This is a genomic window from Streptomyces sp. NPDC088732, from assembly GCF_044751205.1.
Classification (GTDB): Bacteria; Actinomycetota; Actinomycetes; order Streptomycetales; family Streptomycetaceae; genus Actinacidiphila.
Genome location: NZ_JBIVLI010000020.1, coordinates 1 through 26,540, shown reverse-complemented (window position 1 = coordinate 26,540; position 26,540 = coordinate 1). Strand labels below are relative to the sequence as shown.

Annotated in this window: 23 protein-coding genes; 9 read left to right on the top strand and 14 right to left on the bottom strand. The window is 72.2% G+C overall.

What is annotated here, in order from left to right; translation table 11 throughout:
* Positions 1-10 precede the first annotated feature (10 nt).
* The 5 genes from ACIP9H_RS30135 to ACIP9H_RS30115 form a co-directional block, all read right to left on the bottom strand.
* Positions 11-841, bottom strand: coding sequence for an aldose 1-epimerase (locus ACIP9H_RS30135; protein ID WP_401591858.1), 831 nt, complete (start codon positions 839-841; stop codon positions 11-13).
* Between the two features lie 10 nt (positions 842-851).
* Complete coding sequence (locus tag ACIP9H_RS30130; protein WP_401591856.1) at positions 852-1,766, bottom strand: SRPBCC domain-containing protein; 915 nt, start codon at positions 1,764-1,766, stop codon at positions 852-854.
* A 468-nt stretch (positions 1,767-2,234) separates the two neighbouring features.
* The gene (locus ACIP9H_RS30125) at positions 2,235-3,767 is read right to left on the bottom strand and encodes a polyamine aminopropyltransferase (protein ID WP_401591854.1); all 1,533 of its coding nucleotides are present in this window, start codon (positions 3,765-3,767) and stop codon (positions 2,235-2,237) included.
* Between the two features lie 108 nt (positions 3,768-3,875).
* Positions 3,876-4,412, bottom strand: a complete 537-nt coding sequence (locus tag ACIP9H_RS30120; protein WP_401591852.1) for a DUF2617 family protein — start codon at positions 4,410-4,412, stop codon at positions 3,876-3,878.
* 1,014 nt (positions 4,413-5,426) lie between these two features.
* Positions 5,427-6,647 (bottom strand): GNAT family N-acetyltransferase, encoded by a 1,221-nt coding sequence (locus tag ACIP9H_RS30115; RefSeq protein ID WP_401591850.1) that lies wholly within the window; start codon positions 6,645-6,647, stop codon positions 5,427-5,429.
* Positions 6,648-6,902: 255 nt separating this feature from the next.
* Here ACIP9H_RS30115 and ACIP9H_RS30110 point away from each other — a divergent pair, with 255 nt between their 5' ends.
* Positions 6,903-8,096, top strand: coding sequence for a pyridoxal phosphate-dependent aminotransferase (locus ACIP9H_RS30110; protein WP_401591848.1), 1,194 nt, complete (start codon positions 6,903-6,905; stop codon positions 8,094-8,096).
* On the opposite strand, the gene ACIP9H_RS30105 is transcribed toward ACIP9H_RS30110, so the two are convergent.
* The 3 genes from ACIP9H_RS30105 to clpB all read right to left on the bottom strand — a co-directional run bounded on the left by ACIP9H_RS30105 (position 8,086) and on the right by clpB (position 12,334).
* Positions 8,086-8,976 (bottom strand): ATP-grasp domain-containing protein, encoded by an 891-nt coding sequence (locus tag ACIP9H_RS30105; RefSeq protein WP_401591846.1) that lies wholly within the window; start codon positions 8,974-8,976, stop codon positions 8,086-8,088. The genes ACIP9H_RS30110 and ACIP9H_RS30105 overlap by 11 nt on opposite strands.
* A 128-nt stretch (positions 8,977-9,104) precedes the next feature.
* On the bottom strand, positions 9,105-9,641 hold the full coding sequence (locus ACIP9H_RS30100) for a YbjN domain-containing protein (RefSeq protein ID WP_401591844.1): 537 nt from the start codon (positions 9,639-9,641) through the stop codon (positions 9,105-9,107).
* Positions 9,642-9,736: 95 nt separating this feature from the next.
* The gene (clpB, locus tag ACIP9H_RS30095; protein WP_401591842.1) at positions 9,737-12,334 is read right to left on the bottom strand and encodes an ATP-dependent chaperone ClpB; all 2,598 of its coding nucleotides are present in this window, start codon (positions 12,332-12,334) and stop codon (positions 9,737-9,739) included.
* Between the two features lie 364 nt (positions 12,335-12,698).
* Between clpB and ACIP9H_RS30090 the strand changes: the two genes are divergently transcribed.
* The 5 genes from ACIP9H_RS30090 (at position 12,699) to ACIP9H_RS30070 (ending at position 16,902) form a co-directional block, all read left to right on the top strand.
* Positions 12,699-13,103, top strand: a complete 405-nt coding sequence (locus ACIP9H_RS30090; protein WP_401591840.1) for a pyridoxamine 5'-phosphate oxidase family protein — start codon at positions 12,699-12,701, stop codon at positions 13,101-13,103.
* 116 nt (positions 13,104-13,219) lie between these two features.
* Positions 13,220-14,803 carry an Hsp70 family protein gene (locus ACIP9H_RS30085; protein ID WP_401591838.1) on the top strand — a complete coding sequence of 528 codons (1,584 nt, stop codon included), beginning with the start codon at positions 13,220-13,222 and terminating at the stop codon, positions 14,801-14,803.
* A gap of 22 nt (positions 14,804-14,825) precedes the next feature.
* Positions 14,826-15,986 carry a tetratricopeptide repeat protein gene (locus ACIP9H_RS30080; protein ID WP_401591836.1) on the top strand — a complete coding sequence of 387 codons (1,161 nt, stop codon included), beginning with the start codon at positions 14,826-14,828 and terminating at the stop codon, positions 15,984-15,986.
* On the top strand, positions 15,983-16,579 hold the full coding sequence (gene grpE, locus ACIP9H_RS30075; protein WP_401591834.1) for a nucleotide exchange factor GrpE: 597 nt from the start codon (positions 15,983-15,985) through the stop codon (positions 16,577-16,579). The genes ACIP9H_RS30080 and grpE (ACIP9H_RS30075) overlap by 4 nt, the downstream gene beginning before the upstream one ends.
* A 20-nt stretch (positions 16,580-16,599) precedes the next feature.
* Complete coding sequence (locus tag ACIP9H_RS30070; protein WP_401591832.1) at positions 16,600-16,902, top strand: NIPSNAP family protein; 303 nt, start codon at positions 16,600-16,602, stop codon at positions 16,900-16,902.
* Here ACIP9H_RS30070 and ACIP9H_RS30065 read toward each other — a convergent pair.
* Both ACIP9H_RS30065 and ACIP9H_RS30060 read right to left on the bottom strand, forming a co-directional pair.
* Positions 16,860-17,324 (bottom strand): hypothetical protein, encoded by a 465-nt coding sequence (locus ACIP9H_RS30065; protein WP_401591830.1) that lies wholly within the window; start codon positions 17,322-17,324, stop codon positions 16,860-16,862. The genes ACIP9H_RS30070 and ACIP9H_RS30065 overlap by 43 nt on opposite strands.
* Before the next feature lie 93 nt (positions 17,325-17,417).
* Entirely contained in the window at positions 17,418-17,963 is a 546-nt protein-coding gene (locus ACIP9H_RS30060) for a hypothetical protein (RefSeq protein WP_401961848.1), read from the bottom strand.
* Positions 17,964-18,117: 154 nt separating this feature from the next.
* Here ACIP9H_RS30060 and ACIP9H_RS30055 point away from each other — a divergent pair, with 154 nt between their 5' ends.
* Genes ACIP9H_RS30055 through ACIP9H_RS30045 form a run of 3 tightly spaced genes read left to right on the top strand, consistent with a single transcriptional unit; the run spans position 18,118 to position 21,889 of the window.
* On the top strand, positions 18,118-20,136 hold the full coding sequence (locus ACIP9H_RS30055; protein ID WP_401591826.1) for a PA14 domain-containing protein: 2,019 nt from the start codon (positions 18,118-18,120) through the stop codon (positions 20,134-20,136).
* 56 nt (positions 20,137-20,192) lie between these two features.
* Entirely contained in the window at positions 20,193-21,350 is a 1,158-nt protein-coding gene (locus ACIP9H_RS30050; RefSeq protein ID WP_401591824.1) for an ImmA/IrrE family metallo-endopeptidase, read from the top strand.
* Complete coding sequence (locus tag ACIP9H_RS30045; protein WP_401591822.1) at positions 21,347-21,889, top strand: hypothetical protein; 543 nt, start codon at positions 21,347-21,349, stop codon at positions 21,887-21,889. Before ACIP9H_RS30050 ends, ACIP9H_RS30045 begins: the two co-directional genes overlap by 4 nt.
* Positions 21,890-21,904: 15 nt before the next feature.
* On the opposite strand, the gene ACIP9H_RS30040 is transcribed toward ACIP9H_RS30045, so the two are convergent.
* Genes ACIP9H_RS30040 through dnaK form a run of 4 tightly spaced genes read right to left on the bottom strand, consistent with a single transcriptional unit; the run spans position 21,905 to position 26,116 of the window.
* The gene (locus ACIP9H_RS30040; RefSeq protein ID WP_360900298.1) at positions 21,905-22,372 is read right to left on the bottom strand and encodes a heat shock protein transcriptional repressor HspR; all 468 of its coding nucleotides are present in this window, start codon (positions 22,370-22,372) and stop codon (positions 21,905-21,907) included.
* A gap of 4 nt (positions 22,373-22,376) precedes the next feature.
* Positions 22,377-23,561, bottom strand: coding sequence for a molecular chaperone DnaJ (gene dnaJ, locus ACIP9H_RS30035; protein WP_401591819.1), 1,185 nt, complete (start codon positions 23,559-23,561; stop codon positions 22,377-22,379).
* A gap of 42 nt (positions 23,562-23,603) precedes the next feature.
* Positions 23,604-24,275: a nucleotide exchange factor GrpE gene (gene grpE, locus ACIP9H_RS30030; protein ID WP_360900292.1), complete on the bottom strand. Its 672-nt coding sequence runs from the start codon at positions 24,273-24,275 to the stop codon at positions 23,604-23,606.
* Complete coding sequence (gene dnaK / locus ACIP9H_RS30025; protein ID WP_401591817.1) at positions 24,272-26,116, bottom strand: molecular chaperone DnaK; 1,845 nt, start codon at positions 26,114-26,116, stop codon at positions 24,272-24,274. Before dnaK ends, grpE (ACIP9H_RS30030) begins: the two co-directional genes overlap by 4 nt.
* Positions 26,117-26,540: the final 424 nt, after the last annotated feature.

Below are 26,540 nucleotides of genomic sequence, written 5' to 3'. Positions count from 1 at the left end.
GGTCGCGAGCCTATCCGAGCCGTTCCCAGGCCCAGGTCGCGCGCATCTCCAGCGGCTCGATCGGGGTCACCAGCCGCGGGTCGGTGTTGAGGCCGTTGGGCGGACCGGACTGCGGCTCGACGCAGACCGCCTCGGGCTGCTCGTCGTACAGCACCACCCACGGGGCCGGGCTGGTGACCCGCAGCAGCAGCTCACCCGGCCAGGTCAGCGTCACGTCCACACCGTCCGGCATGCCGAAGCAGTCGTCCCACGGGCGCGGCTTGGGGTCGACCCGGCGCCCGGTGGGCAGGTGGTCCTCGCCGCGCTCCTCCATCCAGCCGGGGGAGAACGCGATCTCAGCGTCCTGGCCGCCGCTGCCGAGGTTGCGCAGGAACCAGGGGTGCCAGCCGGCCTGGGCGGGGAAGGAGTCGCCGGTGGTCTCCACGCTCATGGTGAGCTCGGCGTGGTCCTCGGCGAGCACAAAACGCTGGGTGACCCGGCCCTTGTACGGCCAGGGCTCGGCCAGGTCGAAGTAGAAGCTGGCCTCGGTGGCGGTGCCGCCCGGTGCCTGCGCCCACGCGGTGTGCCGGCCGGTGCCGTGGATGGCGTGCGGGCCGGCGTCGCGGGGCAGCTGATGCAGCACGCCGCCGTTGCGGAACTGCCCGTCCCGGGTGCGGCCGCACCACGGCACCATCGGGAACGAGCCGAATTTCTCGCCCTGCCTGAGCAGCTCCACGCCGTCGACGGTCAGCGAGGCGACACGGCAGCCGCGATCCGGGTGGATCGTCAGCCGTGCCTGTCCTGCCTCGAGTTGGACTGCGTTCTCGTCGGTTCGCCCGTCATGGGTCTGGTCCGTGGCCACGCACCAGACCCTACGGGAACGACCGCCTGCGGCGCCTCAGCACGCGCCCCGCGACCACCGCCGACAGCAGCAGGGCTGCCGCGGCCGGGGCATAGCGGCGCAGCGACGCCGTGGCCGAACCGTTCTGCGGGGCCGGCACGGGGGCGTACCGGCCGCGCGGCGGGGCGTGGTCGACCTCCTCGGCACTGCGGCCGATGAGGGTGCGGCGCGCGTAGGCGGCCTCGGCGGGCAGATCGATCCCGGCGGGGTCCTCCGGGACGTCGGGGACCCGGCCGATGGGGCCGATGCCGTCGATGTCGTCGTCCTCGTCGTCGAGATCGCCCGCGAGGTCGTCGTCGAGCTGCTCGGCGGCGTCGCCGGGTTCCCCGGGCTCCCCGGGAGCGCGGGCGTCGCGGGTCTCGTGCACGTCGTGCACGGTGAACTCGTCGACCTGCGCGGGCAGGTCCTCCTCGGCGAGGTCCACCAGGCCCGCGACCTCCTCGATGCCCGCCCCGGCCGGCTCCAGGTCGGAGGTGAGGGCGGCGGCGAAACGGTCCAGCAGCCGTACCCCGGCGGCCGCCGCCACGGCGTCGTCGTACTCCGCGAGCCGCCCGTCGGCCTGCGCCCCGCCGGTGAAGGTCAGCAGCGTCCCGCCCGACACGGCGTCCACACCGACCTCCAGCGCCAGCTTGACCGTGCCGGCACCGCGGGCCTCCACCGCCTCGCCCTCGACGGACAGGCCGCCGCCGCGCGGGGCCAGCCGGAGGGTGCCGCGGTAGGTGATCGTCGAACCGCCGATGCGGAGCCTCAGCCGGCCGGCAAGGCCCTCGGCGGCACCTGCGTCGCGCTGGAGGCCGGGAACGCAGCGGGCGACGCGCTCCAGGTCGGCGAGCGCCTGGCGAATGGTTTCGGCCGGAAACGGAACGAACACCTCATGCGGCTCCATGCGGGCGAGCCTAATAGCCCCCGGCGCGATCCGTCGGGCGATCGGGCCGGGTTCGCGCCCCCGGGTGCCGCCCACGAGCGCCTGACGGCACACACCCGACCCGGGGCACCCCGCCTCACGCACCCGCGCGGCGGCCCGGGGCGGCTCGTACGCGGATGCGTCAACCTGCCGGCAGCAGATCACGCACGGCAGCCGCGAGCGACACTCACCCAACCCCGGTCGGCCCGCACGCGGACGCATCAACGCGGACGGCGGCAGATCACGCACCACGGACACGCCCGCCCGGCCCGGGTCAGTCTCTATGCGGATGCACCCATGTGGTTCGCGGCAGATCGCGGCACCGCAGACGCACCCGCACAGCGCGTGCCGGTCGCGAACGACACCCACCGGGCCCGGGGCAGCCCGCACGGAGACGCATCAGCCCGGCGCACGGCGGCAGCGGCGAGGCGCGCGACCGCCCAACCCCCGTCAGCCCGTGCGGGGATGCATCAACGTGGACGGCGGCAGGTCGGGTACCGCGGAGGCACCGGCGCGGCGGGCGGCTGCCGCGAGCGAGGCGGGGGACAGGGAGCGCAGGCGGGGGGCGTCGGCCGCCAGGCGCAGGGGCGGGGGGTGCCGGGCGGCGAGGACGAAGCCCCAGTCGCCGATCCAGTAGTCGGTGGTACGCAGGCCCGTCGCGCGCACCGTGGCGTCGACGGTCCAGAAGCCCTTCTGCGGCGCGCCCGCGTGCACGGCCAGCCGCCCGCCCGGGGCCAGCGCGCGCTCGGCAAGGCCGTAGAACTCCTGCGAGTACAGCTTCGCGCTGCGCGACATCCCCGGGTCGGGCAGATCGGCCAGCACGACGTCGTACGCACCCGGAGCCTGCGGCGACCGGCGCAGCCAGTCGAAGGCGTCCCCGGTCCGCACCCGTACCCGGGGGTCGCGGTAGGCGTGCCGGTTCAGCCGGGAGAGCTCCGGGTCGGTGCGGGCGAGCGCGACGAGTTCGGCGTCGAGGTCGACCAGCGTCACCGACCGGACGCCGGGGTAGCGCAGTACTTCCCGCAGCGCGAGGCCGTCGCCGCCGCCGAGGACGAGCACGCGGCGGTGCGGCCCTGCCATCGCGGGATGGACCAGGGCCTCGTGGTAGCGGTACTCGTCGCGGCCGGACACGCGCAGCCGCCCGTCGAGCCAGAGCCGCAGCGGCGAGCCGGTGAGCACGACCTCCTGGACCGCGGTCCGCTCGGCCAGCCGCACGTGGCCGCCGTACAGGGCCTCCCGCGCCGCCCGTTCGAAGGGCCCGGCCGCCCAGGCCGCCGCGGCCAGCACCGCGAGAACGGCGACATTGGCGGTGAGCAGCCGGGCACGCGCCCGGGGGGGCACGTCGGCGCGGAACAGCCACAGCACGACGATCCCGCCCGCGACCGCGTTGACCGCGCCGGTGAGCAGCGCGCCGGTCAACTGGCCCAGTAAGGGAAGGAGAAGGAAGGGGAAGGCGAGGCCGCCGACCAGGGCGCCCACGTAGTCCGCGGCGAAGAGGTCGGCGACGGCGCCCCCCGCTTCCTGCCTGCGGATCCGCTGGATCAGCGTCATCAGCAGCGGGACCTCGGCCCCGATGAGCACCCCGATCGCGAACGCGAGGCCCACCATGGCCGGACGGGACTGGCCGTACCAGGCGAAGCCCGCGTACAGCCCCATCACCGACAGCCCGCCGACGAGCGCCAGCGCGATCTCCACCGCGGCGAAGCCGACCGCCGGTGTGCAGGTGAGCCGCTTGGCGAGCAGGGAGCCCACGCCCATGGCGAAGACCATGACCGACAGCACGACGGACGCCTGCGTGACGGAGTCGCCCACCAGGTACGAGGCGAGGGCGACCAGTTCGAGCTCGTACACCAGCCCGCACGCGGCGCAGACGAAGACCACGGCCAGCACCAGTGCCCGCGCCTGCCCCGCCGGGACGGGCAGCCGCAGCCGGCCCGCCGGGGGCCGGGACCCGGCCGCGGTGGAGGTCGACTGGTCGATCATGTCTGAACGCTATGTCACGTGTACGGCGTCGGACGTCACCCACAGGGGTGCGACGGGTGGCACCCGGCGGCGCGTTGACGCCCCCGAGGTCGCCCGCCGTACCCACGCTCACGTCTGCGCGCTCAGCCTCGACCGGGTCGCGACCAACCGCCCCTCCTGGGGGTACGCGTGCCAGGTGCGCCACAGCACGCTCCCGGCGCTGTACTGCACGAGCATCGCGGTGAACGCGTGCGGATCACCCGGGAACGTGCCCGCGAGGCCGTTGGGGTGATCGGCCACGAGTGCGAGCAACTCCTGTGCGCGTCCGGCGAAACCGCCCCACGTCAGCGTCTCGATCCGCGCCGCGAACTCGTAGTCCCAGCCGGCCACCCGTCTGGCCACCCCGAAGGGCAGCGGCGTGCTGCTGCCCGGCATGCAGGCCACGGTCTCCGAGCACCGGCCGCTCGGGGAGTCCAGGAGGACCTGGTGGGACGCTCCGAGCAGCCGCAGCTGGACGTGGACCGCGGGCGCGGCGGCCGCCGCCGGGCCGATGCCAGGGAGTTCACGGTCGAGCACGGCCAGCGCCGGCAGCTCGTCCATTCCCAGACACCAGGCCAGGTCCCCAGCGCGGGTGTCGGTGTAGGCGGTCTGAAGGGTGGTGAGCATGGGATCGGCTCCGCAGGCGCATCGCGAGCAAGCAGGGAAGGGGGAAGAAGGCCGGGAAGGGAAAATTCACACGGAAGAAGGCGGGGCGACCCGCGACTGTGGGGAAATCGCCCGTCGGCATGCGCCCACGCAGGGGTCGGAGAATACGCAATCATGAAAGGCGCGCCGTCCTCAGCCTTTTTACCCATCTCCACCCGCTTTACATCCCCAAGGGCGTGTACGGGTTCAGGTGTTCACCACAAATGCGCCCGACGGGTGAGTAACCCACCGGGCGCATATGCGATTCGCCTCGGGCAATGCGCAATTTCGTGTCGTCAGCTTCCGCCGCCGCAGCCACCGCCGCCGCCGCCGCAGGAACTGCCCCCGCCGCAGGAGGAGTGGCCTCCGCCGCCGCACGAGTGGTGGCTTCCGTGGCCGCTGTCGCCTCCCCCGTGGTGACCGCCGTGGTGACTGCCGTGGTGACCCCCGCCTCCCCCGTGCGGCGACGGGCCGCTGTCCCCCGCCCACCAGGCGCCGACCGACGCCCCGCCCGCATCGGCGGCCGACGAGCCGAACCTGCTCCGGCCGCGGCCCCGCCCCCGATGGCCGCTCCGTACGGCCGCGACCACCAGTCCCACTACCAGACCGAACCCTATGAGGATCACCAGAATGACAACAAGAGGTCCCATCGGTACCACCCCCCGCTTTCCTTGCTTTCCGTTGTGCCACGGTGATGCCCTTGGCCCTCGCGGCCGAAAGCAGAGTTGAGGAAGTCCAGAGGTTTCCGGGTACGCGAAGGCCCCTGGTCTGCGTCAGGAGCAGAACCAGGGGCCGAGGGTGAACGACTGGGCCGTCCAAGGGCCGTGATCTTCAACATCAGGCAGGGCAAACGAGGGCGTGCCCTCCACCTGCTTGATCTGCCGCACCAAGTGCGGATTCCCCTGCCTCCTCAAGGCACCCGGCGTCGCTCACGCTCCCTGGTCGTGCTCGCCCAGGTGCCAACGACGTCAGATGACCAAGATGTTGCACGGTGGGTCAGAACCAGTGCAGGCAGTGCGGGGGGCGCTCGGCGCGGAAGAGAGTGTCGGCGAGGGTGGCAGCACCGGGGCGGTGGGCCCGAATGTGCCCGCCCCGCACGAGGGTGCTCGGGGTGGTGCCACCGAGGTAGACCGAGCCCAGGTGGCTCATGTCCAGCGACAGGTCGGGTTCCTGGTCCGTGGGGACACAGTCCGCCTTGCCGTCCCGGACTGTCAGCAGGTACCGGCCGTGCTCGCCGAGGAACGGGTCGTCGACGTCGAGGACGAGCTCGCCGTCCGTGAACCAGCCGCGCGCGGTCAGCGCACGCGGGACGTCCAGCAACCGCACCCAGAGCCAGTCGGTGTGGGTTGCCTGGCCGGCCCGGAAATCCGCAAACTGCCAGCGCAACGGGTGATCGGTCGTGACGTGCTTGAACACGACCTCAGTGACCAGGTCGTGGCCGAGCACGAACCGAGCCAGCGCTGTGAAGGCGGTGTCGGTGGTGGCGATGGTCTCGTCGACCGTCAGAGTGTCGGACTCTCCGAGGGAGTAGCTGGCGTACCCGTCCGGGACGCCGTCGGTGTCGCGGTGGACGGCAACGTAGCGCGGTGCCGGGGCGACGGGGGGCTGCCCTGCGCCCAGGGCCCACCAGCGGTGCGGCCGGGACAGCGCACCGGGCTGTGCGCGGCGGTACCGGTCGTAGACCTCTTCCAGGATCTCGCCGCACTCGGCTCGCGGCAGCAGCTCGACTGAGCCGGTCGCCGTGACGTCGGCCGATCCGCGCGCACGCGGTACGGCGAGGGCGGCCTTGTGGCGCGGCACGGTCAGCCGGCCCGTGTAGGTCGCCGGTCCGTAGCCGAACCTGCCGTAGATCGGGGCTTCGGAGGCCAGCAGTACGGAGAGGAACTCCCCTCGCTCCCGGAACTCCGTGAGTTGATGCCGCATCATGGCGCTGAGGACGCCTTGGCGCCGGTGTGAGGGCAGGACGCCGACGGCGCTGACCCCGGCGGCCGGGACGACGGCCTCACCGGGCAGGGTGAGCTCGAAGGAGTACGCGCCCGCGGTGCCGACGGGCCGCCCATCCGCCGTCGTGGCCAGCAGGTTGCGGTCCATTTCGAGCGCCGCCCACCAGACTCCGCCGCCGCCCTCGGTCGGGGTTTCCGGGAAGCGCCCGAACGCGGCATGGAGTGTGTCGACGAAAACGTCGCGGTCCTGGTCGGTCGTGGGACGGATCTTCATTGCTGCCGCTGCCTCCCCGCAATGCCGGCACCACGCTCATGGCGCCCGCCACAGTGCAGCGTCGAGCCGCGGCTGGGTCAAGCCAATTACGGCCGCCCGAAGCCGATGTTGCTCGGGCCGTCCGTGGGCCGTCCGAGGGCAGCCGACGACGCCGGACGACGCCGGCCTTCCCCTGGTCAGAGGTGGCGCGTTGGGCACCGCCGCAGGTGTTCACCCACGAAGCCACGTTGAGGAAGTCCGGAGGTTCGGCGGAGGATGGCGGGCATGACCTCCTCGCGACCCCCGCTCAACCGCGCACTCGCGGAGTTCGGCACCACCATCTTCGCCGAGATGTCGGCCCTCGCCGCCCGCACCGGCGCGATCAACCTCGGCCAGGGATTCCCCGACACCGACGGCCCCGAGGAGATCCGCGAGGCCGCCGTCCGGGCGCTGCGCGACGGCCGCGGCAACCAGTACCCGCCCGGGCCGGGCGTGCCCGAGCTGCGGCAGGCCGTCGCCGGTCACCAGGCGCGCTTCCACGGCCTGACGTACGACCCGGACACCGAGGTCCTGGTCACCGCGGGCGCCACCGAGGGCATCGCCGCCGCCATGCTCGGCCTGCTCGAACCGGGCGACGAGGTGATCGCCTTCGAGCCGTTCTACGACTCGTACGCCGCCTGCATCGCCATGGCCGGCGCCGTCCGCGTCCCGCTCACCCTGCGCGCCCCCGCCTTCCGCCCCGACCTCGACGCGCTGCGCGACGCGATCACCCCGCGCACCCGGCTGCTGCTGCTCAACAGCCCCCACAACCCCACCGGGACCGTGCTCAGCCGCGAGGAACTGACCGCCGTCGCGGAACTCGTGCTCGAACACGACCTGCTGGTCGTCACCGACGAGGTCTACGAGCACCTGACCTACGACAGCGAGCACATCCCGCTCGCCGCCCTGGCCGACCGCTTCCCGGGCCTGCGCGAGCGCGTCGTCACCATCTCCAGCGCGGGCAAGACGTTCTCGTTCACCGGCTGGAAGGTCGGCTGGGTCACCGCCGCCCCGCCCCTGGTGAGCGCGGTCCGCGCGGCCAAGCAGTACCTGACGTACGTGGCCTCGGGCCCGTTCCAGTACGCCGTCGCGGAAGCCCTCGCCCTGCCCGACGCCTACTTCCGCGACTTCCGCGACGGCATGCGGCGCAAGCGCGACCTGCTCGCCGACGGGCTGCGCGCGGCCGGATTCGAGGTCCACGAGCCGCAGGGCACGTACTTCATCACCACCGACATCACCCCCTTCGGCGAGAAGGACGCCCTCGCCTTCTGCCGCGCCCTCCCCGAACGCTGCGGCGTCGTCGCCGTCCCCAACTCCGTCTTCTACGACGACCCCGACGCGGGCCGCAGCCAGGTCCGCTTCGCGTTCTGCAAGCGCGACGACGTCCTCACCGAGGCGGCGACCCGTCTCCGCGAGGCGTTCACCGGTTGAGCGGGGGTGCGGGGGCGATGGCGAGCAGCGGCCCGAGCAGGGCGGCCGGGTCCGTGCCGTCGGCAAGATCGCTGACCTGTCCGTCGCCGACCTCGACGACGCGCCACGCGCCGTCGCTGCGCCGGGCGAGGTCGGTGGCGACGAACCGGCAGCCCAGCCTGCGCACCAGGGGACGGACGGGGTCGAGAGCCGGTGCGGGCCGCAGCCCGGGGGTGTCGGGGTGCCCGGTCGCCAGTACCGGTTCACCGTCGAGCCACCAGATCCGGGCCTCGCCGATGTCCCGCCGGAAGTCCTCGAAGGCGCGAAGGACGACTCCGCCCGCCAGAGAGTCCGCCTGCCGTTCGACGAAGCGGGACACCACGGCATGGACGGCGGAGGTGTCCGCGAGGTCGGGCAGGTAGCAGGCTTCGTCCCATTCGTGCTTGCGGGACTTCACGAAGTCCTTGACGATCCCCGGACCGTGCGGGAGATCCGCGGCGGCCCGTGCGAGCGCAGGCGGACCCGGCGGTCTTCCGGGTTCTCCGGGTATCCAGGCGCTCGCCGGTGTGACCTCGGCGAAGGTGGCGTACCAGCCGGGGAGTTCATGTGCCGTCCGGTACATCGGCGGCGTGGTCAGCAAGTGGGCGCCTCGTCCGGCCAGTGCCGCGTCGAGCTCGGCATAGACGTCGGTGGGGATCATCCAGCCGCGGTACCAGACCGCTCCCAGGCCGTGCGGCACGCGCCGCACGGCCTCGTCCGCGCGGCCGAGCAGCAGGGCGTCGTGATCCACCAGCGCCACCTCTGCCCCGGCCCGGCGGGCGGCATCCGCCTGCGGCGCGAAGTGCGGATCGCAGCGAGCCGGTCGAAGGGGGTCGTTGCACAGCAGCACGGAGACGGTCACCGCCCCACAGTAGGGGCCGGGTGACCGGCTGGGTCCGCTCCGGGCGGCGGCGCCGAAACGGCGGCAGCCCGGCCTCGCGCGGCCGCCGGGGGCGGTCGTGCGGGGCCGGGCTGCCGCGTTGGCCTGCGTCAGTCCTCGGTGTCGCCGTCGGCCTCACCGTCGGAGGAGTCGGCGTCCTTCTCCAGCCCCAGCGCCTCGAGGATCCACTTCTCGAACTCGATGGACGCGCGCACCCAGCTGACCGTGCTGGAGACGAAGTGCTCCAGGCCGACGCCGAGACCGATCAGCATCTGGGCCTCGCCGATCAGGCGGACGGTGCCGTCGTCGTGGGTGTGGGTGTAGACCTTCGGCCACAGCGTGCGGCGGTTCCAGTCGTCGAGCGCCTCGTGCAGCTGAGGCTTGTCCTCGATGCTGTACGGGCGGTCGTAGAAGGTCCGGACCGCGAAGATCTGCTGGTCCTCCTCCCCGCGGAACATGAAGTAGGTGCGGAACTCCTCCCACGGCGCGGCGAGGTCGCCCTCCTCGTCGACGACGTACTTGAGCTCCATCTGCTCCAGCAGCTGCTTGACCAGATCCTGGTCAGGAATGACCACGTTCCCGGCAGGGCCGGGCTGGGGGTCCGGCTGGCCCCCGAAATTCGGAATCGAGGACGGGTCGATGCTCACCTTGGAGTTCCCTTCGTACGGATAACACCATCCTCCCTCACGGCGGGCCGCGCTGTGCAAGCGCGGCCCGTCCTGCCGGCGACGCGTCGCCGGACTCAGAGAGTCTTTCCGGTGGCCGCCCCCACCAGCAGCTGGTCACCGACCCGGTCGACCCGCACCGTGTCGCCGTCCCTGACCTCGCCGGCCAGGATCTCGCGGGCGAGCTGGTCGCCGATCGCGGTCTGCACCAGGCGGCGCAGCGGCCGGGCGCCGTAGGCCGGGTCGTTGCCCTCCTCGGCCAGCCAGTCCAGCGCCTCGTCGGTGATGTCGAGGCCGATCCGGCGGTCGCGCAGCCGCCGGGCCAGGCGGTCGATCTGCAGCCGCGCGATGTGGCGCAGTTCGTCCTTGCCGAGGGCGGTGAAGACGACGATGTCGTCCAGCCGGTTCAGGAACTCCGGCTTGAAGGAGGTGCGGACCGTCTCCAGGACGCTCTCCTTCTTCTCCTCGTCGCTCAGCACCGGGTCGACCAGGTACTGGCTGCCCAGGTTGGAGGTGAGGACGAGGATGGTGTTGCGGAAGTCGACGGTGCGGCCCTGGCCGTCGGTGAGCCTGCCGTCGTCGAGCACCTGGAGCAGGACGTCGAAGACCTCGGGGTGCGCCTTCTCCACCTCGTCCAGCAGCACCACCGTGTACGGGCGGCGGCGCACGGCCTCGGTGAGCTGGCCGCCCTCCTCGTAGCCGACGTAGCCGGGAGGCGCGCCGACCAGGCGGGCGACGGAGTGCTTCTCGCCGTACTCGCTCATGTCGATGCGGACCATGGCCCGCTCGTCGTCGAAGAGGAAGTCGGCGAGCGCCTTGGCCAGCTCGGTCTTGCCGACGCCGGTCGGGCCGAGGAAGAGGAACGAGCCGGTGGGACGGTCCGGGTCGGCGATGCCGGAGCGGGAGCGGCGCACCGCGTCGGACACCGCGCGCACGGCCTCGGCCTGGCCGATCAGCCGCTTGCCGAGCTCCTCCTCCATGCGCAGCAGCTTCTGGGTCTCGCCCTCCATCAGGCGGCCGGCCGGGATGCCGGTCCAGGCGGCGACCACGTCGGCCACGTCGTCCGGGCCGACCTCCTCCTTGACCATCGTGCCGCGCTTGGCCACTTCCTCGGCCTCGGTGGCCTCGGCGAGCTCCGCCTCCAGCTTCGGCCTCTCGCCGTACATCAGCTTGGACGCGGCCTCGAAGTCGCCGTCGCGCTGGGCGCGCTCAATGCGGGTGGTCAGGTCGTCCAGGCGCTCCTTGAGCTCGCCGACCCGGTTCAGGCCCTCCTTCTCCTTCTCCCAGCGGGCGGTCAGGCCGCGCAGTTCCTCGTCCTTGTCGGCGAGGTCCTTGCGCAGCTTCTCCAGCCGCTGCTTGGAGGCGGGGTCGGTCTCCTTCTCCAGCGCCATCTCCTCCATGCGCAGCCGGTCCACGGAGCGCTGCAGCTCATCGATCTCGACGGGCGAGGAGTCGATCTCCATGCGCAGCCGCGAGGCGGCCTCGTCGACCAGGTCGATGGCCTTGTCGGGCAGGAAGCGCGCGGTGATGTAGCGGTCGGACAGGGTGGCGGAGGCGACGAGGGCGGCATCGGCGATCTGCACCTTGTGGTGCGCCTCGTAGCGGCCCTTGAGTCCGCGCAGGATCGCGATGGTGTCCTCGACACTGGGCTCGGCGACCAGCACCTGCTGGAAGCGGCGTTCCAGGGCGGGGTCCTTCTCGATGCGCTCGCGGTACTCGTCGAGCGTGGTCGCGCCGACCATGCGCAGCTCGCCGCGGGCCAGCATCGGCTTGAGCATGTTGCCCGCGTCCATGGCGGAGTCGCCGCCGGCACCCGCGCCGACGACCGTGTGCAGTTCGTCGATGAAGGTGACGATCCGGCCGTCGCTGGCCTTGATCTCCGCCAGGACCGCCTTCAGCCGCTCCTCGAACTCGCCGCGGTACTTCGCGCCGGCGACCATCGCGCCGAGGTCGAGGGCGACCAGGCGCTTGTTGCGCAGGCTCTCGGGCACGTCGCCCTTGACGATGCGCTGGGCCAGGCCCTCGACGACCGCGGTCTTGCCGACACCGGGCTCGCCGATGAGGACCGGGTTGTTCTTGGTGCGCCGGGACAGCACCTGCACCACGCGCCGGATCTCGTTGTCCCGGCCGATGACCGGGTCGAGCTTGCCCTCGCGGGCCGCGGCGGTGAAATCGGTGCCGTACTTCTCGAGCGCCTTGTACGTGCCCTCGGGATCGGGTGTCGTCACGCGCTGACCTCCCCTGATCTGCTCGAACGCGTCCTGCAGCTTCTTGCCTGTGGCACCGTACTGCGCCAGCAGCCCGCCGGCGGCCCCGCCCTTGAGGGCGATGCCGATCAGCAGATGCTCGGTGGACACATAGGCGTCCCCGAGTTCCTTCGCGCGTGCGGTGGCGTCCGCGATCACGGCGAGCAGCTCACGGCTCGCCTGCGGGGGCGCCACCGTGCTGCCCTGCACGCTGGGCAGTCCGGCCAGCAGCCGCTCGGTCCCGGTCCGCACCGCGGCGGCGTCGGCGCCGGTGGCGGCGAGCACGTCCAGCACGCTGTCGTTCTCAGGCTGCTCCAGCAGTGCGAGCAGCAGGTGCGCGGGAGTGAGGTCCGCGTGGCCCTCGGACACCGCCTTGGCGTTGGCGGCACCCACGGCCTCCCGGCTCTTGTTGGTCAGCTCGGCGTCCACGTCCGCGTACTCCTCCTTCTGAAGCCACTTCGAAGCTGCCTGGTTCAGCGTGAGACAAGTTGAGTCTATTCCACTCAAGTCTGTGAATGCCAGCTCCGGGGCCCGAAAAGCCCGGGCGTCCCGCCCACTGTCCGCGCCCCACCGCCGCCGCGCAGGCACCCGTGTCCGCTTCGAGGGCAATCCCGTGAGCGGCCGCCGGAAACGGGTGGGCAAGCCTCCGCGCCCGACTTCGCCGCCTCCAAGGAGAGGGCCGACGTCCCGTTCGCCCACGGACCCCCGCACCGCGGCCTCCGGCAACGGGGCCGAGCCGCCCGCGCCCAGGGCTCCATCGCCCTGGCGCCCACCGGGTGACATCCTTCCCGGTATGACCGTCGACCCGCGCGACCCCGACCCCGGCTACCTCGCCTTCTGGCAGGAGTACCTGATGAGCACGCTCACGACCCACCGGCCCGACGGCTCTCCGCACGTCGTGCCGGTGGGGGTGACGTACGACCCCGGGGCGGGGCTCGCGCGGGTGATCACCAACAAGGCGAGCCGCAAGGTCGCCAACATCCTGGCGGCCGGGCCGGAGGGGGCCAGGGTCGCGGTCTGCCAGGTCGCCAAGGGGCGCTGGGCGACGCTGGAGGGCGTGGCCCGGGTCAACACCGATCCGGAGGCCGTCGCGGACGCCGTGCGCCGCTACGCCGAGCGCTACGGGCGCACCCCCGCCCCGAACCCGGACCGGGTCGTCGTCGAGATCGCGCTGACCCGCGCCATGGGCCGCGCCTGAACCCCTTTGACCCCGTCAATCCCATCCCGTGAACACCCCTGCATGTTGCATGATTGACGCTCCGGCAGATTCGGGCGGCATGACGTACGGGGAGGTGCCCGGGGGTGGCACGGGTTGTGGGAATCGATCTCGGAACGACGTACTCCGCGGTGGCGGTGGCCGACCGGACCGGCACCGCGTCCATCGTCCGCAACCGTGAGGGGGAGAACATCACCCCGTCCGTGGTGATGTTCCAGGGCGACACCGTGGTCGTCGGCTCGCAGGCCAAGCGGTCCGCGGCGACCGCGCCGGACCACGTCGTGCAGTTCGTCAAGCGCTACATGGGCGAGCCCCATCCCGTCTACACCTCCGAGTCCGGCACGGCCTTCCGCCCCGAGGAGATCTCCGCGCTGATCCTCAAGCGGCTCAAGGAGGACGCCGAGATGATGCTCGGCGAGCCGGTGGAGCGCGCCGTGATCACCGTCCCCGCGTACTTCGACGACGCCCGCCGCAAGGCCACCCAGGACGCCGGCCGGATCGCCGGCCTGGAGGTGCTGCGGATCGTCAACGAGCCGACCGCCGCCGCGCTGGCCTACGGCGTCGACCAGGACGAGGACGAGCACGTCGGCACCGTCCTCGTCTACGACCTGGGCGGCGGCACCTTCGACGTGACCGTGATGAAGGTCGAGGACGGCGACTACGACGTCGTCGCCACCGACGGCGACCGCAACCTCGGCGGCTTCGACTGGGACGGCGCGCTCATGGAGCACCTCAACGGCGCCTTCATGGCGGCCGGCGGCCCCGACCTCACCGAGGACAGCGCCACCCTCGCCGAACTGCGCGACAAGGCCGAGATCGCCAAGCGCACGCTGTCCAACGCCCCGCAGGCCGTCGTCGTGCTCTCGGCGGGCGGCCGGCACGAGCAGATCCGCGTCACCCGCGAGCGGTTCGAGGAGCTCACCGCCGAACTCCTCGACCGCACCCGCATCCTCACCGAGGGCGTCCTGGAGGAGTCCGGCCTGGCCTGGGCCGACATCGACAAGGTGCTGCTGGTCGGGGGCTCCACGCGGATGCCCCAGGTGCCGGCACTGGTCGAGCGGCTGTCCGGGAAGAGCGCGGAACGCGGTGTCAACCAGGACGAGGTGGTGGCGCTGGGCGCCGCGCTGATCGCCCTGGACGCCGAGGTGCGCGCCGAGCAGGCCGCGGAACGCAAGAAGTACATCGGCAGCGGCGCCCACGTGGAGTCCGCCCCCGGCGACGGCCTGGCCCGGCTGACCAAGGGCAGGGTCAAGTCCATCAAGGACGTCACCTCGCAGTCGCTGGGCATGATCGCGGTGCACGCCGACGCGCCCGGCTCCCCCGAGTACAACGCGGTGATCATCGCGCACAACACCACCGTCCCGGCCAAGGAGAGCGACACCTTCTACACCGTCGCCGAACGGCAGACCGCGCTGCGCGTGCAGGTCACCGAGGGCGAGGGCGAGGACCTGGACTACGTGAAGGTCGTCGGCGAGAGCACCCTCAAGATCCCGCCGTACCCCAAGGGCGCCCCCTTCGAGGTCTTCTACGCCTATGACGTGGACGGCATCATCCACGTCGAGGTCAAGGACCTGACCTCGGGCACGTGGCTGGGCGAGTTCGAGGTCGAACGGCCCGACAACCTCGGCGCCGGGCAACTGGAGGAACTCAGCGACCGGGTGGCCCGTACCGCCGCCCTGTGACCGGAGCCGGAGGCGCCGCGCCATGACCGCGACCGAAGTCCCCGACTACTACACCGAGTTCGGGATCAGTACCAGCGCCACACCGGAGGAGATCAGCAAGCATCTCGACCGCGAGCACCGCAGTTGGGCGGGAAGGGCCGGCAAGGCCCCCTCCGCGGAGAAGCGGCGCGAGGCAGAGGACAAGGTGCGGCGCGTCCTGGACGCCCGCAAGGCGCTCACCGACCCCTCCGCCCGCACCCAGTACGACCAGCGGCTCGCCCGCGCCAAGCGGAGCGTGCCGCGGCAGCCGCCCCGCGCGGAACCGGTGCAGCCCACTCTCGGCGGCACCGTCCGCGACTGGGTCGGCACCGCCCAGCGGCTCCTCTCCGAGGGCGATCTGCAGGCCGCCGCCTACGAACTGCGCCAGGCCGTGCACCACGACGAGCGCAACGCCTTCGCCTGGCGGCTGCTCGGCGCCGTCCACAGCGACCTCGGCGAGTACCGGGACGCCCTCCAGGAGCACGCGCGGGCCCTGGACCTGGAGCCGGACAGCGCCGGCACGCACTACCTGGTCGGCGCCGTCCACACCGCTCTCGGCGATCACGGCACCGCGCTGAGCTGGTACATGAAGGCCGCCGCCCTCGCGCCCGGCGATCTGGACACCGAGATCGCCATCGGCGACGGGCTGTACGCCGCCTCGCGCTTCGACGAGGCCCTGAACTGGTACGAGCAGGCCCTGAGCCACAGCAGCCGCCACGCCGGGCTGCGCAACCAGATCGCCCGCATCTGGTCGCTGCGCGCCGAAGGCACGATGGTCACGCACCCGCTCACCCGGCGGCTGGTCGTCGCCTCCGCGGAGTCCGCCCTGCGGGTGCTGCACTGCGTCGACCAAGGGCTCGCCGTCGGCCCCGGCGACCCGGAACTGACGGGGCGGCTGGAGTTCTACGCCGGCCTCGCGCGGGACGCCCTGCGCAAGACGTGGAACTGGCGCGGCAGCATGGTCCTGATCGTCTTCGTCGGCCTGGTGCTGGCGTTCGCCGCCGGCCAGGGCAAGGTCAACCTCTACAGCGTGCTGGTGACGGCCGCCGTCGTCGTGTTCCTGGCCTGGTACGGCTACCGGCCCCGGTGGTTCCACACCCGCAAGTCCCTTCCCCGGCACGCCCGCGACCCGCAGCGACAGCCGCAGCCCTGGAGCACCGTATGAGCACTCCACCGCCCGTGCCGCCGGTCCCGTCCGCGCCGCCCCTGCCACCCGCGCTCCCGCTGCCGCCGGAGGCCGCCGCGGCGGAGCCGGCGCCGGTGCCCGCGCCTGCGGCGCCCTCCCCAGACCCGTTCGCGATCGTCGCCGACGCCGTGGACGGACTGCGGGAGGAAATGGCCTCGCTCGGCGACCAGTTCCGCCGCCGGCTGCTCAACGACCGTGAGGGCCGGCGCGGTCTGGACGAACTGCGCGCCGAACTGGACCACACCCGCAAGGCCGCCGAGGGCCGCCTCATGCAGCCCCTGCTGTACGACCTCGTACTCCTCCTGGACCGCATCGACCGCCACCCCGGCATCGACGGCGGTTTCGCCGACTCCGTGGGCGCCGAACTCCTCACCGTCCTGGAGAAGTACGGCATGACCCGCATCCCGGTCGCCGCCGGCCGTTTCGATCCCGCCCACCAGGAGGCCGTCGGCACCGTGCCCGCGCCCCGCCCCGAACTCGCGGGCGACGTCGCGGAAGTGGTCCGGCACGGCTACCGCGTCGGCGACCGCGTCGTCCGTCCCCAGCAGGTCCGCGTCCACACGGCCCCATGAAACCCCCGGGAGTGTCCGGCATGGCCACGGCACCGCGGTTGCAGTTGCGTACGTACACCATCAAGGAGGGGATGCTCGACGCCTGGCTCGGCCTGTTGCACGCCGAGATCGTGCCGCTGCGCCGCGCGCACGGCTTCGAGATCGGCCAGGCCTGGGTGGACCGGGAGCGCGGCCAGTTCGTCCGGCTGATCGGCTACGCGGGCGAGGACGGCTTCGCCGCGGCCAACGCCCGCTACTGGAACAGCCCCGAGCGCGAGCGGATGCCGCTCCAGCCGGAGGACTACCTCGTGCGCAGCGAGGTCCGCGACGTCGAACCGGCCTGAGCCGCGGCCCACGCCGCCACCGCCGCCCACAGCGGGAGCCAGGCGGCGGCCAGCAGCGCCCCGGCGCCGAGCGCCGCGCCCGCCACGGTCACCTCGCGGCGCCGGGCCCACACCGAGCCGACGCCGCCGACCGCGAGCAGCGCCACGACCACGGGGACCGGCACCAGGTCCGCGTAGCGCGGCACCCCCTCCAGCCCGTACGCCGCCACCCCGAGGCTCACCAGGACCAGCGCCAGGACGCCGGACACCCACCACGGCCCCTCGCGGTCCGAGGCGAGCCGCAGCGCGGCCCACATGGCCACCGTCGCCATCGCCACGTCCAGTCCCTCGGAGCGCCAGGCCAGCGCGTGCGGCACCGCCGCGGCCAGCATCCCGACGGACAGACCCGGCACCACACCGGTCCACAGCGCTTCACGTGACATGTCCCGCGTCTTCCCCGCCCCGCCCCCCACACGCCCCGCCCGGCCGCCCCCGCCACCCCTTCGGCCGACGGGGCCGCCCCGTGCGGGGGTGCGTCACGCCTCGGGGGCCGGACGGGGTTCGGGGAAGCGGCGGCGCGGGAACCGCGCGCCGAGGTCCGAGTAGGGCGTCCGCGCCGTGTAGACCGCGAGGTGCTCGAAGGAGCCCCAGAAGCCGCCGCCCTCCCGTGCGGCGAGGCGCTGCCGCTCGGCGCGTACGAAGGGCTCCAGGGCCCGCCATGTCTCCTTGATGCCGGTGTAGTGCATGGCCACGGCCTTGTCCTCGTCGATGACGCCGGTGACGACGAGGACCCCCAGCTCCTGGTAGAAGCCCCCGGCCCGGTGCGCGTGGTCGCGCGCCGGGCGCGGCAGCCCGGTGACGCCCGCGGCCGGGTCGTGGCCGCCCATGCGGTCGCGCACGTACTCCAGCGACTCGCGGAACTCGGGCGCACGGGCGGCGGCGCTGAGTTCGACGACGAACAGCAGGAGATTGGTCCTGCGCACGTCCTCCGCCTGCCGCCGGGCGCTGACGGCGGAGACGAGCAGGGCCAGCAGGGAGAAGGAGAGCGCGACGGCGTTGAAGACCGTGTTCATTGCGTTCATCGCATCCATGCGGCCAGTCTCACGGCGGGCCCGTGATCGTTCCCCGCGTTCGGGGGAAACCGGGGCGGCAGGACACGGCATGATCACGGGGTACGCGCGACGGCTGTGCACAGGCGTTCGGGAGTGTCAGTATTTTCCTCCTCAGGAGGAATCTTTGACCACGCCTATACGAACGGGCGCCACCGCGCTCGTCCTCGCCACGGCGGCCGCGGGACTCTCCCTGCCCGCCGGCACCGCCCACGCCGCCACCACCTGCTCCGCCGGGGTGTGGACGGCGGCCTACTACGCCAACACCACGTTCAAGGGCACCCCGAAGAAGACTGCCTGCGACACCTCGATCAACGAGAACTGGGGCACCGGCCACCCCGCCGGCATCGCACTCCCCAACGACAACTTCGGCGTGCGCTGGACGCTCAGCCGCGACTTCGGCTCCGGCGGCCCCTTCACCTTCACCGCCGCCGCCCGTGACGGCATCCGCGTCTACGTCGACTCCAGCCTCAAGATCAACCTCTGGAAGGACGTCTCCACCACCCAGACCAAGACCCTCAACCTCACCGTCCCCAAGGGCCGCCACACCCTCCGCGTCGACTTCGGCGCCTTCAAGAGCACCGCGAACGTCAAGTTCACGTACGCGCCGCGCACGACGGCGTCGGTCGACAAGGTGAAGCCCCTGACGCCGACCGGGCTGAAGGCCCCGGCCACCGGGCACGCGTTCACCCTCGCGTGGACCAAGAACGCGGAGATGGACCTCGCGGGGTACCGCGTCTACCGGCGCACGGGCTCGGGCACTTGGACCCGGCTCAGCGGCACGGCCCCGGTGACCGCGACGTCCTACCGGGACCTGCCGGCGTCCAACGGCGCCCGCTACTCGTACGCGGTCATGTCCGTCGACAAGGCCGGCAACGCCTCGGCGCTGTCGTCCGCGGTCACCGTCACCTCGATCGACGAGCAGGCCCCGGCCGCGCCGACCGGCCTGAAGGCCGTGGCCACCGCCGACGGCAAGGGCTACGCGCTCACCTGGAACGCGGTCGCGGACGCGACGAAGTACCAGGTGTACCGGGCGACGTCGGCGACCGGCCCGTGGACCGCCCTCGGCACCCCGTCGGGCGCGTCGTACACGGACACCACGGCCGCCGCCAGGACGGCGTACCTCTACGCCGTCGCCGCGCAGGACGCCGCGGGCAACGGCTCCGCCAGGTCGGCGACCGCGAGCGCGGCCCCGCTGGTGATCCGGCCGGACGCACCCCGTGACGTGGCGGCGACCCCCCTCGAGAACCTGCTCGGCGTCAAGCTGACGTGGAGCCTCCCCAGGGCGCAGGTCGTCGGGACGTTCACGGTGTACCGCTCGGCCACCTCGCCGGTGAACCCGGCCACCGCGACCCGCCTCAACTGCGCGATCGACTACGAGGGCAACCTCGGCGCGGACCCCGCCCGGTTCAGCTGCACCGACACCAGCATGGCCCTGCGCGGCGTGACCTACCACTACGCCGTCACCCAGACCGTCGACGGGCTCGCTTCGGCACCCTCGAACGAGGCGGCCTTCACCACGCCCGGCGACGAGGTCCCCCCGGCCCTGGTCTCCGGTCTGACCGCCGAGCCGACCGAGTACGGGGTGCGTCTGCACTGGAACCCCAACACCGAGCCGGACCTGGCCCGTTACACGGTCTACCGCGGCGAGCTCTACGAGGACGAAGGGGAGCGGGTCTGCTTCGGCCACGCGGTCGAGTGGCTGGGCCCGCACGCCACCGGATACCTCGCCGAGCGGCTGCCCGACGGCGAGCGGGGCTGCTACTTCGTCGACGCCGAGGACACCTGGGGCAACTCCCTCTTCCTGTGGGAGAACGAGGCCTCCGTGGTGGAGTTCACCGAACTCGACCTCACCCCCTCCGTCGGGACGCCCGAGGGCTCGCCCGTGCAGCTGACCGCCGAGGACGTGACCGACGGTGTGCGGCTGGGCTGGAACGAGGCGACCGGCGCCACCGGTTACCTCGTCTACCGCTGGGATCCTGTCGACGGCCGGTACGAGAGCCTGACGCCGGACCCGGTGACCGGCACGACCTGGAAGGACACCACCGCGCCCCGCGGCACCACCCACTACTACTGGGTGACCGCCGTGGACGCGGACGGCACGGAGTCCGCACCGGGCGGTGCCTACGCGGTTCTGGCGCCCTAGCAGCGCGACCGTAGGCGGGCCTTGCGATAATCGCAAGGCCCGCCTACGCTGTTTTCATGGACCCGTATGTCATCGAACGTGTACGCACCGTGATGGACGCGGCCGCGATGACCAAGGCCGCCTTCGCCCGGACGGTCGGGCTCACGCCCGACAAGCTGTCGAAGTCGCTCAGCGGCGTGCGCCGCTTCACCTCGCTGGACCTGGCGCTCATCGCCGAGGCCGGCGGCACGACCGTGGACTGGCTGCTCACCGGCAACGAGCCGCTGCGGCCCGCCCTCGCGGCCCGCACGCGCAGCGACACCGCGCCCGACCCGGCGGGGACGCGGGAGGTCACCGAGCGGTTCGCGGCCGCCTACGAGGTACTGGAACTGCTGGACCGGGCAGGAGAGCTGCCCGCCGTGCCGGAGCCGGACCCCGCGCTGGAGCGCTGGGCGGCGCAGGGCGAGCGGCTGGCGGAGGAGGCACGGGAGCGGCTGCCGGCGGCGGGGCTGGAGACGGACGAGCTGATCGCCGCGGTCGAGGAGCACTTCGGCGTGGACGTCGCCATCACCGGGCTTCCCCAGGCTGTGGACGGACTCGCCTGGCAGACCGACACGTTCCGCCTCGTGCTCCTCGCGCCCACCGATCTGTGGACACGGCAGCGCTTCACCCTGGCCCACGAGCTCTGCCACATCCTCGCCAAGGACGCCCGCAGTGTCGTGGTGGAGTCCCATGTCGCCCCCGGCCGGCAGAAGGACCTCGCCGAGGTGCGGGCCAATGTCTTCGCCTCGCATCTGCTGATGCCCGCCCGGGAGTTGACGCGGGCCGCCGCCGCGGAGGGGGAGCTGACGGACGCCGCCTTCGAGCGGCTGGTCGTCCGCTTCCGGGTGTCGCCGAGCGCGCTCGCCGCACGCCTGCACCAACTCGGCCTGATCGACGCCGGACGGCGCAAGCACCTGCGCGCCCTGACGACGGAGTCCTGCCATCTGCTGGCGGGCGCCGGCGACGAGTACCAGCGGCAGGCGTCGCGCGCCTTCGCCGAACGCTTCCCGCCGCGCCTGGCCTCGGAGTTGTACAAGGCCTATCTGGCGGGGGAGACGACGCTGCGCCCGCTCGCCGCACTGCTGGACACGGACGTGGAGCGGCTGCACGACCTGCTCGCCCCCGAGTCCGCGGCCGGCAACGGCACCGATCAACAGGACGCCGAAGAAGGGGACCTGGTCTTCCAGCCATGACCACCTGGTGGTTCCCGGACAACACCGTCCTGTGCAACTTCGCCGCCGTGGACCGGATGCTGCTGCTGGAGAAGGTGCTGGACGGCCGCGGCCGCTGGACCCAGGCCGTCGCCCACGAGGCCGCCCGCTCCGCGCGGTTCCTGCCGCGTCTGGCCGGGCTGGCCGAGGCCGGCTGGCTGGGCGAGCCCGTGGAGATCACCGAGAGCGCTGAGCTCCGGGAGGTCGACCGGCTGCGCCGCGCGGTCTTCGGCGGCCCGTCGAACGCGCCGACCCGGCATCTCGGGGAGGCCGAGACCTGCGTACTGATCACGCGGCGGCGGGAGTTCCGCGGCGCCGTCTGGATCACCGACGACCGCTCCGCCCGCAACTTCACCCGCCGGCGCGGGATCACCACGAAGGAGACCTTCGACCTGATGCGGGACGCGTGCGCCGACGGGCTCGTGCCCGCGGCGGAGGGTCACCGGCTGCTGCACGCCATGATCGCCTCGGGCCGCCATCTGCACCATGTGTCGCAGGGGCCCGCCGACCTGCTGCCGTGAAACGTTCCGCCGGGTCTACTCGGGCCGCTTGGCGGGCCGCCACACCACCAGCGCCGACGTCTGCTGCACGTCCTGGTACGGCACCAGGTCGCGCCGGTAGGAGGCGTGGACGGCCGCCTCGCGCTGCTGCATGGCGGCCGCGGCGCCCTCGACGGCGGCGGCCAGTTCGGCCACCCGCGACTGGAGGGCCGCGACCTGGTTCTCCAGTTCGATGATGCGCTTGATGCCCGCGAGGTTGATGCCCTCGTCCTGCGACAGACGCTGGACCTCGCGCAGCAGCTCGATGTCACGGGCCGAGTAGCGCCGGCCCCGCCCGGCCGTGCGGTCGGGCGAGACCAGGCCGAGCCGGTCGTACTGCCGGAGGGTCTGGGGGTGCAGACCGGAGAGCTGGGCCGCCACCGAGATGACGTAGACGGGGGATTCGTCCGTCAGCTCGTACGGGTTGCGACCCCGTCCGCCCCGCATGCCGCCGCCCATGCTCATCGGTTCAGTCTCCCTTCGCGGCCTTGAACAGCTCTGCCCGCGGATCGGTGTCCGCGGTCGCCTCCCGGTACGCCTCCAGGGCGTCCAGCGCCTTGCCCTCGGTGGCCGCCGGAACGGCGACCTCGACGGTGACCAGCAAGTCGCCGTGCGTACCGTCCTTGCGGACGGCACCCTTGCCACGCGCCCGCAGCGTACGCCCGTTGGGCGTACCCGGGGGCAACTTCAGGGTGACCGGGGGACCGCCGAGCGTCGGCACCTTGATCTCGCCGCCGAGGGCCGCCTCCGTGAAGGAGACCGGCACCACGACGGTGAGATTGTCGCCCTTGCGGCCGAAGACCGGGTGGGCGTCGACGTGCACGGTCACGTACAGGTCGCCGCCCGGGCCGCCGCGCTCGCCGGGGGCGCCCTTGCCGCGCAGCCGGATGCGCTGCCCGTCGGTGACGCCGGCCGGGATGCGCACCTGCATGGTGCGCGCCGAGCGGGCCCGGCCGCTGCCGTTGCAGACCTCGCAGGGGTCCTGCGCGATCAGGCCGCGGCCCTTGCAGTCCACGCAGGGGTCGGTGAGCGAGAAACCGCCACCGCCGCCGCGCGAGACCTGCCCGGTGCCGACGCAGGTCGGGCACACCCGGGGCGTGCCGTTCTTGTCGCCGGTGCCCGAACACGCCTTGCAGGGCGCCTGGCTGGTCATCTTCAGCGGGACCGTGGCACCGTCCACCGCCTCGGTGAACTTCAGCGTCACCTCGGTCTCGACGTCCTGGCCGCGCCGGGGCTGCGTACGGGTCGTGGCGCCGCCCCGGTTGAACAGGCCGCCGAACACGTCCCCGAGGCCGCCGCCGAAGCCGCCGCCCTGGGGGGTGCCGGCACCGCCGGCGGCGCCGCCGCCGAAGAGGTCGCCGAGGTCGAAGCCGAAGCCGCCCGCGCCGGCCGGGCCGCCGCGGAAGCCGCCGTTGCCGAAGAGGGCGCGGCCCTCGTCGTACTCCTTGCGGCGCTTGGCGTCCGACAGGACGTCATTGGCCTCGGAGATCTCCTTGAAGCGCTCCTCGGCCTTGGCGTCGCCCTTGTTGGCGTCCGGGTGGAACTCGCGGGCGAGCTTCCGGTACGCCTTCTTGATCTCCGCCTCGGTGGCGTCCTTCGGGACGCCGAGGACCTTGTAGAGATCCTTCTCGAACAAATCCCTGCTGATGCTCATCCCCGGCGTCCCTCCTTCCGTGCCTTCTGCGCGTGACTCACGTCAGCCCTGTTCCGGGCCACCGTTCTCCTCGTCGGCCGCGTCAGCGTTGCCCTGCGTTCCCTGCGTGCCCGGCTGGGGCTCGGCGACCGCCACCCGCGCGGGGCGGATGGTGCGCTCCCCGATGCGATACCCGGGCTGCAGGATCTGCACGCAGGTCGTCTGTGTGACGTCCGGCGAGTAGCTGTGCATCAGGGCCTCGTGCACCAGCGGGTCGAAGGGCTCGCCCTCCTTGCCGAACTGCTGGAGGCCCAGCTTGGCGGCCACCGTCTCCACGGACTCGCCGACCGACTTGAAGCCGCCGACCAGTTCCTTGTGGTCCCGGGCACGGCCGATGTCGTCGAGCACCGGAAGCAGTTCGGTGAGCAGATTGGCGACCGCGATCTCGCGGACCGCGATCCGGTCCCGCTCCACCCGGCGGCGGTAGTTCTGGTACTCCGCCTGGAGCCGCTGGAGGTCCGCCGTGCGCTCACCGAGCGCCGTACGCACCTGGTCCAGCTGCGCCTGCAGAGCGACCATGGCGTTCGCGTCCCCGGCCGGGGACGCCGGGGCCGCCTGCTCGGCGGACCCGGCACCCGGCGCCGTGTCGCCCGCGGAGTCCGCGGACGACGCGGAACCGGCCTCGGCAGAGGGGACGTCAGGCTCCTGCTCGAAGCCCGGGGTCTCCTCCGTCACGCGGCACCGTCCTTCTTGTCCTCGTCGACGATCTCGGCGTCGACGACGTCGTCGTCGGCCGGGGCACCGCCCGCGGCACCGGCGGCACCGGCCGCGCCACCCTCGGCCTGGGCGTTGGCGTAGAGCGCCTGGCCCAGCTTCTGGGAGGTGGCGGCGACCTTCTCGGTGGCCTCGCGGATGGCGGCGGAGTCCTCGCCCTTCAGCTTCTCCTTGAGGTCCTCGACAGCCGCCTCGACCTCGGTCTTGACGTCACCGGGGACCTTGTCCTCGTTGTCCTTGAGGAACTTCTCGGTCTGGTAGACGAGCCCCTCGGCCTGGTTGCGGGTCTCGGCGGACTCGCGGCGCTTGTGGTCCTCGTCCGCGTACTGCTCGGCCTCGCGCATCATGCGGTCGATGTCGTCCTTCGGCAGCGCGGAGCCACCGGTGACGGTCATGCGCTGCTCCTTGCCGGTACCGAGGTCCTTGGCGGAGACGTGCATGATGCCGTTGGCGTCGATGTCGAAGGCGACCTCGATCTGCGGGATGCCGCGCGGGGCCGGCGGCAGGCCCGTGAGCTCGAACATGCCGAGCTTCTTGTTGTACGCCGCGATCTCGCGCTCGCCCTGGTAGACCTGGATCTGCACCGACGGCTGGTTGTCCTCGGCCGTGGTGAAGATCTCCGAACGCTTCGTCGGGATCGTGGTGTTGCGCTCGATCAGCTTGGTCATGATGCCGCCCTTGGTCTCGATACCGAGGGACAGCGGGGTGACGTCGAGCAGCAGGACGTCCTTGACCTCGCCCTTGAGCACACCGGCCTGGAGCGCGGCGCCGATGGCCACGACCTCGTCCGGGTTCACGCCCTTGTTGGCGTCCTGACCGCCGGTCAGCTCCTTGACGAGCTCGGCGACGGCGGGCATGCGGGTGGAGCCACCGACGAGGACGACGTGGTCGATCTCGGAGAGCTGGATGCCCGCGTCCTTGATGACGTTGTGGAACGGGATCTTGCAGCGCTCCAGCAGGTCCGCGGACAGCTGCTGGAACTGGGCGCGGGTGAGGCGCTCGTCCAGGTGCAGCGGGCCCTCGGCGGACGCCGTGATGTAGGGCAGGTTGATCGAGGTCTCGGTGGACGAGGACAGCTCGATCTTCGCCTTCTCGGCGGCCTCGCGCAGACGCTGCAGCGCCATCTTGTCCTTGGACAGGTCCACGCCGTGACCCGAGGCGAACTGCTTCACCAGGTAGTCGACGATGCGCTGGTCCCAGTCGTCACCACCGAGGTGGTTGTCGCCGTTGGTGGCCTTCACCTCGACGACGCCGTCACCGATCTCCAGCAGCGAGACGTCGAAGGTGCCGCCACCGAGGTCGAAGACGAGGATGGTCTGGTCGTCCTTGTCCAGGCCGTACGCCAGGGCGGCGGCCGTGGGCTCGTTGACGATGCGCAGGACGTTGAGGCCCGCGATCTCGCCGGCCTCCTTGGTGGCCTGGCGCTCGGAGTCGTTGAAGTACGCCGGGACGGTGATGACCGCGTCGGTCACCTTCTCGCCCAGGTAGGCCTCGGCGTCACGCTTCAGCTTCTGCAGGATGAAGGCGCTCATCTGCTGCGGGTTGAAGTCCTTGCCGTCCAGGTTGATCCGCCAGTCGGTGCCCATGTGGCGCTTGACCGAGCGGACCGTCCTGTCGACGTTGGTGACAGCCTGGCGCTTGGCGACCTCGCCGACGAGCACCTCGCCGTTCTTCGCGAAGGCGACGACGGACGGCGTGGTCCTGGCACCCTCGGCGTTGGTGATGACGGTGGGCTCGCCGCCTTCGAGAACGCTGACGACGGAGTTAGTCGTGCCCAGGTCGATGCCGACCGCACGTGCCATGGTGAAACCCTCCAACTGCCTACTTGAGTGGAACTGACTCAAGAGTGCCGGACGGCGTCCTCCGTGTCAACAGACCTGAGTCGGTGCCGCTCAACTTTAGAGCCGCCCCTGCGCGCAGGGCCGTCGCGGCACGGCCGATCGGCCCCTCCGGCGACCCTCCGGCGGCGCCCCGGCCCGGGCAAGGCTGCCCTCAGCGACACAGATCACCGGCGGCGCGGCTGCACGCGTGCGCCGATACTGGGTACCCTCAGGAGAACTGCATAAGTTACTGCTTAGTAGACAGCCGGGCAGTCGGCCCGAGCCGCCGCTCTCGCAGGTCCGAGGAGCCCTGAAATGCAACTCGCCGCGATCATCGTGTCGCTGGTACTCGCCGTGGTCGGCGTGGCGCTGTTCAGCCGAGCCATCGCCCAGATCTACCGGTTCG